General features: G+C 27.7%; 10 protein-coding genes. 7 read left to right on the top strand and 3 right to left on the bottom strand.

Annotated elements, in window-relative coordinates; all coding sequences use genetic code 11:
• The first annotated feature begins 388 nt into the window (after nt 1-388).
• The 3 genes from QP548_RS14920 to QP548_RS14910 all read left to right on the top strand — a co-directional run bounded on the left by QP548_RS14920 (nt 389) and on the right by QP548_RS14910 (nt 4,211).
• The gene (locus QP548_RS14920) at nt 389-1,072 is read left to right on the top strand and encodes a response regulator transcription factor (protein WP_061429136.1); all 684 of its coding nucleotides are present in this window, start codon (nt 389-391) and stop codon (nt 1,070-1,072) included.
• Nucleotides 1,073-1,255: 183 nt separating this feature from the next.
• Complete coding sequence (locus QP548_RS14915; RefSeq protein WP_003452521.1) at nt 1,256-2,671, top strand: sensor histidine kinase; 1,416 nt, start codon at nt 1,256-1,258, stop codon at nt 2,669-2,671.
• A gap of 16 nt (nt 2,672-2,687) precedes the next feature.
• On the top strand, nt 2,688-4,211 hold the full coding sequence (locus QP548_RS14910) for a hypothetical protein (RefSeq protein WP_061429135.1): 1,524 nt from the start codon (nt 2,688-2,690) through the stop codon (nt 4,209-4,211).
• A gap of 138 nt (nt 4,212-4,349) precedes the next feature.
• Here QP548_RS14910 and QP548_RS14905 read toward each other — a convergent pair whose 3' ends face one another.
• The gene (locus QP548_RS14905; RefSeq protein ID WP_061429134.1) at nt 4,350-6,239 is read right to left on the bottom strand and encodes an LTA synthase family protein; all 1,890 of its coding nucleotides are present in this window, start codon (nt 6,237-6,239) and stop codon (nt 4,350-4,352) included.
• Nucleotides 6,240-6,420: 181 nt separating this feature from the next.
• Between QP548_RS14905 and yedF the strand changes: the two genes are divergently transcribed.
• Together yedF and QP548_RS14895 are read left to right on the top strand one after the other, a co-directional pair.
• Nucleotides 6,421-6,993 (top strand): sulfurtransferase-like selenium metabolism protein YedF, encoded by a 573-nt coding sequence (yedF, locus tag QP548_RS14900; RefSeq protein WP_057257338.1) that lies wholly within the window; start codon nt 6,421-6,423, stop codon nt 6,991-6,993.
• 31 nt (nt 6,994-7,024) lie between these two features.
• Nucleotides 7,025-7,987, top strand: coding sequence for an NAD(P)/FAD-dependent oxidoreductase (locus QP548_RS14895; protein WP_061429133.1), 963 nt, complete (start codon nt 7,025-7,027; stop codon nt 7,985-7,987).
• Between the two features lie 136 nt (nt 7,988-8,123).
• Here the strand turns inward: QP548_RS14895 and QP548_RS14890 are convergent, their stop codons facing one another.
• Nucleotides 8,124-8,684 carry an SGNH/GDSL hydrolase family protein gene (locus QP548_RS14890; protein WP_061429132.1) on the bottom strand — a complete coding sequence of 187 codons (561 nt, stop codon included), beginning with the start codon at nt 8,682-8,684 and terminating at the stop codon, nt 8,124-8,126.
• An 8-nt stretch (nt 8,685-8,692) separates the two neighbouring features.
• Nucleotides 8,693-9,325, bottom strand: coding sequence for a RusA family crossover junction endodeoxyribonuclease (locus QP548_RS14885; RefSeq protein WP_061429131.1), 633 nt, complete (start codon nt 9,323-9,325; stop codon nt 8,693-8,695).
• Nucleotides 9,326-9,466: 141 nt separating this feature from the next.
• On the opposite strand from QP548_RS14885, the gene tsaD reads away from it, so the two are divergent.
• On the top strand, nt 9,467-10,486 hold the full coding sequence (gene tsaD, locus QP548_RS14880) for a tRNA (adenosine(37)-N6)-threonylcarbamoyltransferase complex transferase subunit TsaD (protein WP_003452273.1): 1,020 nt from the start codon (nt 9,467-9,469) through the stop codon (nt 10,484-10,486).
• 14 nt (nt 10,487-10,500) lie between these two features.
• On the top strand, nt 10,501-11,520 hold the full coding sequence (locus QP548_RS14875; RefSeq protein WP_061429130.1) for an alpha/beta hydrolase: 1,020 nt from the start codon (nt 10,501-10,503) through the stop codon (nt 11,518-11,520).
• Nucleotides 11,521-11,587: the final 67 nt, after the last annotated feature.

Raw genomic sequence — 11,587 nt, 5'->3', positions numbered from 1 at the left:
TAGCTCAATGGTGGAGCACTCGGCTGTTAACCGATAGGTTGGAGGTTCGAGTCCTCTCCGAGGAGCCATTTTTTTTGCAAAAATTTAATTTAAAATAGATTATTTAAGTTATGAATTAATAGTTATATTAATTTATAGCTTTTTTTGTATTTAAAGAAAATTTTATTTAATTTAGTATTTTTAGTGTAAGCTATTTGTAATTAAAGAAAGTGTGATATTGTATATAATTAAGAAAGGATAAAATAATATCTTTTTTTATTAACAAAAAACTTTAGTTGTATTGGTATAATTAAAAAGGAACAACGCAATATTATTACATATTTAATGTAATTAAAAAATTTAATATATTTAAATTTAAAAAGTATATATAAGGAGTTGAAGAATAGAGATGAAGATTTTATTAGTAGAAGATGAAGAAAGTATAAGAGGCTTTTTAAGAATAAATTTTCAAAGAGAAAACTTTCAAGTTATAGAATGTGAAAGTGGAGAGGAAGGAGTAAGAAAGGCTTTAATAGAAAAGCCAGATATAGCAATACTTGATGTTATGTTACCTGGTATGAATGGATTTGAAGTATGTCAGAAGTTAAGAGAAAGCTTTCCTAGAATGGGAATAATAATGTTAACTGCTAAAGGTGAAGATATGGATAAAATCATGGGGCTTCAGTTTGGAGCAGATGATTATGTTTTAAAACCATTTAATCCACTAGAGATAACTTTAAGAGTAAAAGCATTAATAAGAAGGTTAGAAGGAATAAATGAAGAAAATAATAGTGATTGTATAGAAGTAGATAATTTTAAATTAGATTTATATTCTCAAAGTTTATATAAAGAAAATGTAGAAATCGATGTAACACCTAAAGAATTTTTATTAATGAAAATATTCATGCAAAACCCAGGAAAGGCCTTTACTAGAGATGAATTATTGAATTTAGTATGGGGGATAGACTTTTTTGGAGATCCAAAGATAGTTGATGTTAATATAAGAAGATTAAGATCAAAGATAGAGGATAATTCTTCAAAGCCTAAATACATAGAAACTGTATGGGGAACAGGATATAGGTGGAAGAGATAAATCTGTTTTTATAAAAAATCCTAAAGCAGTATGATTAGAATAGGATTTAGTGGAAAGGATAAATCTATATATTAAGGTATTCATAGTAATTTTATAAGGAAATACAAAGTATAGAATGAGTAGTTATAAGCTTATATTTTAAGTTTTTTTAGTATATATAGGTGAAAGATAGGAGCATATTTTATGAAGAGTATAAAGACTAGGCTAATGAAAAACTTTTTAGTTCTTTTATTATCAACTATTATCATAGTTTCAGCCATGTTTTTGATTTTTATTTCTAGATATTATTATCAAAATACAGAGGAAATATTATTAAGTCAAATTAATATATCTGTAGATTTTTATAAAAGATATTTATCAAATGTTAGTCTAGAAGAAAATGTTTATGAAGATGTAGATATATTTTGGAAGCAAACAGATGCTCAAGTTCAAATTTATAACTTAAAAGGGCAGTTAATAATGGATTCTATAGGTTTAGAGCCTAAAGAGTATAATACTCCTGTAGATGTAAAAAGAGCATTAGAAGGAGATACGGCAAAGTGGGTTGGAACGGTGCCTGATTATACTGGTAAAGTAATGGCCATTTCAGCACCACTTAGAAATTCTTCAAATGAAATTGTAGGAGTTATTAGATATATAAGTTCACTTAGAAATGTGGATAATTTTATATTAAATTTCTTTTTAGTATTTTTAGTAATAGGATTAACAGTTTTAGCTATTGGTATAATCTTAAGTTACTTCTTAGCTAATAGTATAGTAAATCCAATTACAGAATTAATAAAAGTTTCTGAACAAATGGCTAAGGGAAATTTAAAAGTAAGAAATAAGATTGTTACTAATGATGAAATTGAAAAGTTAGCTGATAGTCTTAATATAATGGCAGAGGAAATTGAAAATAGGGAAATATTAAAAAATGAATTTATTTCTTCAGTTTCTCATGAACTTAGAACACCATTAACATCAATAAAAGGTTGGGCAATAACTTTAAATAATGATTTTACAGATAGAGAAACCTTAAAGATGGGATTTGACATAATTGAAAAAGAAGCTGATAGATTAAGTAATATGGTAGAGGAACTATTAGACTTTTCAAAGTTTGTTAGCGGAAAAATAAAATTGAAATATGAAGAAATAAACTTAAAAGAATTTATAGAGTACTTAAGGTTATATATGAATCCTAGGGCAGAAAGAGAACATAAAGAACTTATACTAAAAGGGATTACAGAGGACTTTATAATTGTAGGAGATAAGGACCGATTAAAGCAAGTATTTATAAATATAATAGATAATGCTTTTAAATTCACTCATGAAAATGAAAAGATAACAATAGAGTTTGTATATGCAGATGAAGGAATATATATAAATATAATTGATACTGGATGCGGAATAAGTAAAGAAGAGTTGCCAAGAGTAAAAGAGAAATTTTACAAGGGTAAAAATTCAAAGTCGCAAAATGGAATAGGATTATCAATATGTGATGAAATTATAGCTTTACATGAAGGGACTTTGGAAATTTATAGTGAATTAGGTAAGGGAACGAAAGTGGTTATATATTTACCTAAGAAATTAATCAGGAGTGTTGAGGATGATTTAAATTAATCAAAAGAGGTGTTTTATGAAGAAAATTTTTTTAGTCTTCTTTACTATTATTAGCTTTTTTATGATGGGATGTTCTCAAAAAGAATCTTTTGATATATCTAAAATAACTCCACCAGAGTCAGATAATATAAAGATATTAGGGGAATGGGAAGTAGTAAGTAAGTTACATGATAGTGATGAAAATAATTCAGGTAGCGTAAGTGGTGCTTTTCACTTAGAGAAAGATGATATTGTTAATATAAGTAAGGATGGCGTAGTTGCAAATGGCATTAGCATAGTTAATCCGAAGTTTAAGTTAAAGAGAATGGAGAGAGAGGTATTCTTTAGAGAAATAGATAACATATCAATAAAAAATGAAATAAAGGATGCAATAAAAAGTGAATATATAGATGTAAATTCTATATATGATAGTAACAAGACATATTTAAGTATTATTTCAATTAATGATGACGAGGCATATTTATTATTAACTGATAATCTTATTAAGCTAAAGAAAGTTTCTAATGTTGTCACAAAAGAAGAGATTAGTGAATCAGAGAAATCAGATAGTGCTAATAAAACTAAAAGAGAAAACACTATAAGTCCAGAGTATTATCAAAAGGATGTAGGAATTTTACTTGGACTTAAGGAACCTGCACATATAGAAGATGATGATTTTGAGGAAGCTTCTTATAAAACTTTATGGATTTCTGTAATTAACAATGAATTACAGCCAATAATGGTTTTAGATAATTCTCTTTTATTACCAAGAATAAATGGATTCTCCAATATAAGTTTAAGTTCAACTTTAGATAATGGTAAATTTGAAAATAAACTTAAGGTTACAAGCAAAAAGAAAGATCCTAACGATAAGACTGAAATAAAGGGAGAGAAAAATACAGAAGGAATATACGAGGAAATAACCTTTGTAGGAAATGACTATATAGGATTAGAATCTTATTCTGGAAATGATGATTTTAGAGGTACTTTTAATGAGTATAGTATAATCCCTATTAATACTATGGATACCCATAAGAGTATGGATATAGTGAATTTATTTGGAAAAGAACAAGAGGAGAATTATAATAAAAGCGAAAAGAATGCTATTCAAAAGTATAATATTGATGGAAGAGAGTATTATTCTAAAAATAAATACTCTAATATAACCCTTCAAAGAAAAAATGGTAATTGGCATTTAGAAGGAGTGTTGAATGAAAAGAATTCAATGGATTATCCTAAAACTTTTGATATAAATATAAATCCAGTTCCTATATTAGTTAATTATGATACTTTAGCAGTTCCATGGAGTCAGGTTTTATCTCTTGGAAGGGATGTTAGAGATGTTGTTACAGCACCAAATGGGAAAATAGCCATAACATTAGCTAAAGATAAGTTATCAATATATAAAGTTATTGATGGCAGAATTGGTGAAAGATTAGGTGAAATAAATATAAATAACGATGAAAAGATTGTAATGGCTGAATGGGCTGTAGGAGATTATGTAAAGTATTGGGATGAGACTGTTGAAAATGTATATGGAGCTAAGAAAATAAGTGAATAGAATATAATAATTTATTATTAAAGTATAAATATGGGACAGTAGATAGTTTGGTGTAAAAAACAAAACTATCTACTGTTTTTTTAGTTTTAGGTCTCTAAAAAATAAAAAGGAGCTGATGTAAAATCAGCTCTCTTTTTTTTAATTATTTTTAGAATTATCATTAGGTATTTTATCTTTAAAATAATCTGCTCTAATCATTTTATCAGATAAATCTAATACGTTTCCTACTATTTCTTTTTCTTTATCTGTAAGCTCACCTTTAATTGTTTTATCAGTTAAAACAGCATAAGATCTCTTAGTATTTAATAGATTTCTACCTAAAGCTGTATTTTGATATACATTATTATCTACACCTAATAGATATAAAAGAGTTGGCATTATATCTATTTGACCACCGTAAACATCGTCTTTTACAGGTGTTTTAATGCTTGGGTTGTAAATAATTAATGGAACTGTATGGTTTCCATTGTCTAACCACCAAGATTCAGGATTAGATAATGATTCTATCTTACTGTTATAGTATTTATGAGGACCAGTGTGGTCACCTTCTATTGCAATAACAGTATTATCTAAAAGGCCATCCTTTTTCAATGATTCTATGAACATTCCTATTTTAGCATCTGTATAGTGAACACTTTGGAAATATCCTCCTAAAACATTGTCATCAAGTTCAGGGCTAAGTTTTAATTCACGGTATTCCTTTGGTAAATCAAATGGTCCGTGGCTTGTTAAAGTAACTGTAAATGCATAGAATGGTTGTTTTAATTCTTTAATCATTGGTTCAATTTGTCTAAAGTAGCTTCCGTCACTTAATCCAAGACCTATATTTTCATCACGATCAAATGAATAGTAATCTACAAACTTATCAAAACCTATACCATTTAAACCTTGAGCATAGTTCCAGAAAGAACCTTTATCTGAATGGATAGCAATAGTGCTATAGCCATCTTTTTCTAAGATATTAGGTAATGAGTTATAAGTTGTAGCTGGATTTCTAAAGAAAGTGCTTCCTTGTCTTAATGGTAACATAGAAGTATTAACCATTAAGTCAGAATCAGAGCTTGTACCTTCGTTAACTTGTTCAAATATATTAGGTAAGTAAATTGAATTATTTAATAACTTATTTATGTTTGGAGTTATTTCTTGTCCATCTACTTTTTTATTTATAACAAAGTCTTCAAGGGACTCAACTTGTATTACTATTAAGTTCTTTCCTTTAAACATTCCCTTAAATTCATTATCAGGAAGATTCTCATTTTTGAAATCATAATATTCTTTTATTTTTGCTTCATCATCAGCTGTCATTTTATAAGGTTTAGAATTCTTATAAACATTATATATATCAAAAATATGATAACCAATTGGTGAGAAGTATTCTACTGTGTTAGTTGGATCATAGTTACTAAATAAGTATGAATTTTTAACATTTTCTCTTTTTAATACATTAACGTTAAAAGGAACATAGCCTATATAACAAATTGATACAAGTAAAACAATTAAAGTACCTTTCCAATTAGACTTACAGTTTTTAAAGCTTTTTCTGAAAATTATAAAAGCTATTATTAAAATAATAAAGTCTACGAAGAATAGTAAGTCATATGGACTAGCCATTGAAAAAATACTATCTCCAAGATTATCTAAGTTAGCAGTTTGTTTTAATAGCATTACTGATGGAACTGTTTGGAATCCTCTAAAATACCAAATATCCATTACTGTAATTAAGGTTATAAATAAATCTACAATTATTAATGAGAAAAATTTACCTTTGTTTTTAAATAAAAAACATATACTTACAAATATTGCTGCAAATGCTATGTAATAATTAATAAAATAAGAAGCTTGTCTATATCCTAAACCAAAATTAAGTGTGTAAAGGTTTTGGTTTAAAGAGAAACCTAAAAAAAGTGCTCCTTTTAAAACTATAGCTATAAGAGTAAATATGTAAAAACCTAGTCTTATTAAAGCATTTTTATTAAGAGACTCCTTAAATTTAGAAAGCCTGTTATTTAATTTAACTTTTTCTTGCATTGAAACACCCCTTCTTTTATTATTCAAAGCTGTTAATATTATATCATAAAACAATATGTTCATAGTATGAAGGAATTATTACAAAAAAGTTTAAAAAGAACTTTTTTAGAATAACTTTGATTTTCTCAATTTACAAAAATGTGATATCTTTATAATATAGATTATTTTAAGAGGTGAGGTCATGAAAAAAATAGATTGTTTAGGTATGGCTTGTCCAATGCCAGTTATAAATACAAAAAAATATTTTGATTCAATAGAAGAAGGGGTTGCAGAAGTATTAGTTGATAATGAAGTAGCAAAAAATAATATCTGTAAGTATGCAGACGGATGTGGATATAATTTTGATGCTTCAGAAAAAGAGGGAAATTATATAATTAAAATAGAAAAAAATGGTGAGAATAAAATAGAAAAGAATGAAGATGACTTTGTAATAGTAGTAGGTACTGATAAATTAGGTCAAGGTAATGATGATTTAGGTACTATACTTATGAAAGGATACCTATATACCTTATCAGAAAGTGATATTATACCTAAGGAACTTATATTCTTAAATGGTGGAGTTAAGCTTACTGTTAAAGGATCAGAAGTTTTAGAATCATTACAAAACTTAGAAAAGCGTGGAGTTAAGATACTAAGTTGTGGAACATGCTTAGATTTTTATGGAATAAAGGATGATTTAGCTATAGGAGAAATAAGCAATATGTACACTATAGTTGAATCTATGAATACTTCTAATAAGGTAATAAAGTTATAATACTTTTGAGAGGAGAAAATATTTTTAGAGTATGGAGAATATTTTATGTGAGTATGATGTTGTAGTTGTTGGTGGCGGAATAAGTGGAATGGCAGCAGCTATAAGATCAAAAGAAAATGGCATAGGAAAAGTTCTGCTTCTTGAAAGAGAAGATGTTCTAGGTGGAGTTTTAAACCACTGCATACATTGTGGCTTTGGAAAAGAAATTTTAGGAGAAGCTGTTACTGGAAGTGAATTTGTTGAGTACCTAGTTGATAAAGTTCATAATCTAGGCATAGATGTTAAATTAAATACTACTGTATTAGAAATAACTAAAGATAAAGAAATAAGTTATGTTAATCCAGATGAAGGTATGAAAAAGATGAAAACTAGAGCAATAGTTCTAGCTACTGGAAGTAGAGAAAAGTTTAAGGGAAATGTAAGTGTCCCTTTAAATAAATTTACAGGTATATATACTTCAGGAACTGCTCATAGATTTATAAATCTTTATGGTTATCTTCCAGGAAAAAAGATAGTCATAATAGGTTCACATGATAGTGATATGATTGTTGCTAGAAGACTTATTATAGAGGGAGCTAAAGTAGAAGCCATAATTGAAAGTAAGGACTATTTAAATTCTTCTCAATATATTGTGGAAAATATAATTGAGGCCTTTGATATTCCTGTTAAACTTGGATATACAGTAAACGAAGTTTTAGGTACTGAAAGAGTAGAGGGAGTAATGATAAGTAAAGGTGGAGAAGAGGAAAGTTTTATAAAATGTGATTCACTTTTAATATCAGTTCCATGGATACCAGAAAGTGCTTTAGGGAAAAAGATGGGATTAAGAATATCTAATAGTAGCGAAACCATTTTAGTAAATGAAAACTTTGAAACATCAGAAAGTGGAATATTTGCTTGTGGAAATGTTCTGCATGCCTATGAACTATCTGATCTAGCAACAAAAGAAGGATTTAAAGTTGGAGATGCCATTAAAGAGTATCTTGAAAATTAATTTTTAATAAGACTAAAATTCAGATTAATATTTAAGTTAATTTTGAATTTTAGTCTTATTTTATGCTTTAAAGAAGGTTATGATTAAAAAGAAATATTTGTTTTAGTGAAATTTTCAAAATTTCAAAGGTATAGAATTATAAATAATTTTTTAAACTCGTTTTTACTAAATTAGATACTAATATATTTCCTTTTATGCTTAAGTGCAATCCATCAGTATAATTTAAAGAATCAAAAGGAAGATTAGAGTTTAAATCTATAAATAACAAATTGTTTTTTTCACAGAATAAATCTAATTCTCTAGTATAATTCTCTAGCTTAGAATTACATTTTTCATAATCAATAGAAGAATCCCACCTTTTAATAGCTAAGTCATTGTATATTTTGGGAGGTGATAAAATTATTGGTTTTATGTTAAGTGAATTACAATCATCAGTCATTAACCTTATGTTATCAATAATTGAATGGATTGACTTATTCATTAAAATATCATTTGAACCACACATAATTAAACAAATATTAGAATCACTTGATTTTAATATTTCATATATTCTAGATAAAATACCAGTTGAAGTGTCACCATTAACCCCTTTGTTTATGAATTTGTTTTTTTCATCATTTAAAAGAGAAACCCAAGAATTTTCTTGTCCTACACCATAGCCAAAGGTAAGGGAGTCTCCTATACAAATTATATTCATATAATCACCTACATTCTTAGTAAACATTTTTTGCAAATAATAGTTGTCCCTTTATTAGCTGTAACAAAATCATTTCCAAAAATAGCCTTATTACAAATAGCACATACCTTATTTGAAGTTTCTTTATTTATGGAAGAACCTTTTTCTTCTTTATTAGTATTAGTAGTTTTTCGTTTTTTATTAGGTGGTGGTGAATAAAGAAGTTTTTCAACTGTTTCTTTACGTTTATTTATTTCATAATTAAAACTATAAGAACTTTCACCAAAAAGCTCTAATTCAAATCTAGGATTTTCTTTATCATAAAATTCTTCTGTTATTATTCTTCTTATTTGCATATCATTTATTATTAATCCACTCTTTTCAATTCCATCGAAGATACTTTTTGTTATGTTACCTGTATCTGGATGTCTCTTAGAACTTTTATAATAAACTTTCAATACTGCTATTAAAGATTCTTCTAAAATAACATTAGGATTTTGAATTCTTGCTTCGTAAGCAATTTGCTCTTCATACAATGCATATCTATCATGATATTTTCCAGAATTGGATGGTAAAATTGCTCTACCTTGTGAATTTGATAGCTTAAAATTTGATTTAGTAATAGGTGAGCCTTTTACTATAACTTTTGCGTATGAATTCATAGTAAACCTCCAATCATATGATATAATAATATAGATTATATCATAATGTAACATTATGTATTTACATTTCTTGAAAGTATTTAACAGATAAAGTATAATACTCTATGTTTACATGAAAAATTAAAATTAAGAGGGATAAAAATGGATAAAAAAATTATATTAGCAATAGAAAGTAGTTGTGATGAAACGGCAGCGGCTGTAGTAGTCAATGGTAGAGAAGTTTTATCAAATATAATATCTTCTCAGATAGATATACATACAAAATTCGGTGGAGTAGTCCCAGAGGTTGCATCAAGAAAGCACATAGAAGCTATAAATGCAGTAGTAGAGGAAGCCTTAGAAGTTGCAGGAGTAACATTTGATGACATAGATGCAATAGCTGTTACATATGGTCCAGGTTTAGTTGGAGCGCTTTTAGTAGGACTTCAATATGCTAAAGGATTAGCATATTCTTTAGATAAACCATTAATAGGAGTTAACCATATAGAAGGGCATATAAGTGCTAACTTTATAGATCATAAAGACTTAGAGCCACCTTTTGTTTGTTTAGTTGTATCAGGAGGACATACTTTTGTAGTCCACGTTGAAGACTATGGAAAATTTGAAATAATAGGTGAAACAAGAGATGATGCAGCTGGAGAAGCTTTCGATAAGGTAGCAAGAGCCGTAGGATTAGGATATCCAGGAGGACCTAAAATAGATAAATTAGCTAAGGAAGGAAATAGTGATGCTATAAAATTCCCAAAAGCTAATTTCCATGATGATACCTTAGATTTTTCATTTAGTGGAGTTAAATCAGCTGTATTAAATTATTTAAATAAGATGGAAATGAAAAATGAAGAAATAAATAAAGCTGATGTTGTAGCTAGTTTCCAAAAGGCCGTAGTTGAAGTATTAACTGATAATGCAATAAAAACTTGTAAGATGAGAAAGGCAGATAAAATAGCCATTGCAGGTGGAGTTGCTTCTAATAGTGCTTTAAGAGAAAATCTTCTTAGAGAAGGAGAAAAGAGAGGAATAAAGGTTTTATTCCCATCACCAATACTTTGTACAGATAATGCTGCCATGATAGGAAGTGCTGCATATTTTGAATTATTAAAGGGAAATGTATCTGAAATGAGTCTTAACGCAAAACCTAATTTAAGATTAGGAGAAAGATAGGGGCTGAATTATCAATGAGGTTTATTCCGTACTCAAATGGATTTCATAAAATGAACAAGAATATAAAAATAAAGCCTATAAACGTAATTAGGAATATTTTTATATTTATATTAGCTCTAGTATTTATAGGTTTTGCTTATCAAATGATATTAAACAAAATAGATAGTAAAAAAATAGAACCAGATACTAAGTATGTAAGAATTGATAGTAAGAAAAATTATTACAATTTCCAAGGAGAAAGTAAACCAACTATAATCATGAGTTCTGATATAGGTCTAGGACTAAGTGAATGGAGTAAGGTTCAAGAGCTTATAGAAAAAGAATATGGTTATAGAACATTTTCTTATGATAGACCAGGCTATGGTTTTTCAGAATCAGTAAAGGATGATGGTATTAAAGAACAAGCTCAACATCTTAGAATGATTCTTAAAAAATCAGGAATTGGTGGACCATACATACTTGTTGGAGAAGGATATGGTGGATTAGTAATGTGTAACTTTGCTGAACTTTATCCTGACTTAGTCCAAGGAGTTATTCTTGTAGATCCAATAAGTGAAGAAGCTTTAAGTAAAAATAAAGATTATATGGAACAGTATTCAAGTCAAAAAATCAGTAGATTTATACAAAAGTATGGTTCATATTTTGGGTTAACATCAATAATGAATAAATTTGGTATGTTAAAAAATCCAAATGGTTTAGAGGAAAATTTAAGTAATGAAAATCTTAAGGTATATAATATTTTAAGAACAAAAAGTGATTATAATAGTGGATACTATAGTGAGCTTACAAATATTTTAGAGCAAAGTAGTAATTCACAAAAATCTGGTCTATTAAATGGTAAACCTTTGAGCATAATAGTTAATGATAATGCTTTTACTAAGGAGCAAGAGAGTTTAAAGAAACTCACTTTAGACAACAAAGTTCAAATAATAAATGCTAAGAATAAGACAGATGTTATACCTTTAGAGGAGCCAGAATTATTTTTAGATAGTATAAGATTTATTCAAGATAATAGTTTGGAAGAGCAGAATTAGCCTAAGAATATAGACATATCCTATGACATAGAAATGACATAAACATGACATATAAATGACACAAAAA

Source organism: Clostridium sp. UMB9555A, assembly GCF_030222355.1.
GTDB lineage: Bacteria > Bacillota > Clostridia > Clostridiales > Clostridiaceae > Sarcina > Sarcina perfringens.
The sequence above is the reverse complement of the archived record's forward strand: the minus strand, read 5'-3'. Positions and strand labels throughout refer to the sequence as shown.

Bases quoted from the DNA above. Each gene is read 5' to 3' on its own strand.
- QP548_RS14895 (WP_061429133.1), top strand. From the start codon at position 7,025: ATGGAGAATATTTTATGTGAGTATGATGTTGTAGTTGTTGGTGGCGGA.
- QP548_RS14885 (WP_061429131.1), bottom strand. From the start codon at position 9,325: ATGAATTCATACGCAAAAGTTATAGTAAAAGGCTCACCTATTACTAAA.
- tsaD (WP_003452273.1), top strand. From the start codon at position 9,467: ATGGATAAAAAAATTATATTAGCAATAGAAAGTAGTTGTGATGAAACG.
- QP548_RS14875 (WP_061429130.1), top strand. From the start codon at position 10,501: ATGAGGTTTATTCCGTACTCAAATGGATTTCATAAAATGAACAAGAAT.
- QP548_RS14910 (WP_061429135.1), top strand. From the start codon at position 2,688: ATGAAGAAAATTTTTTTAGTCTTCTTTACTATTATTAGCTTTTTTATG.
- yedF (WP_057257338.1), top strand. From the start codon at position 6,421: ATGAAAAAAATAGATTGTTTAGGTATGGCTTGTCCAATGCCAGTTATA.
- QP548_RS14915 (WP_003452521.1), top strand. From the start codon at position 1,256: ATGAAGAGTATAAAGACTAGGCTAATGAAAAACTTTTTAGTTCTTTTA.
- QP548_RS14890 (WP_061429132.1), bottom strand. From the start codon at position 8,684: ATGAATATAATTTGTATAGGAGACTCCCTTACCTTTGGCTATGGTGTA.
- QP548_RS14920 (WP_061429136.1), top strand. From the start codon at position 389: ATGAAGATTTTATTAGTAGAAGATGAAGAAAGTATAAGAGGCTTTTTA.
- QP548_RS14905 (WP_061429134.1), bottom strand. From the start codon at position 6,239: ATGCAAGAAAAAGTTAAATTAAATAACAGGCTTTCTAAATTTAAGGAG.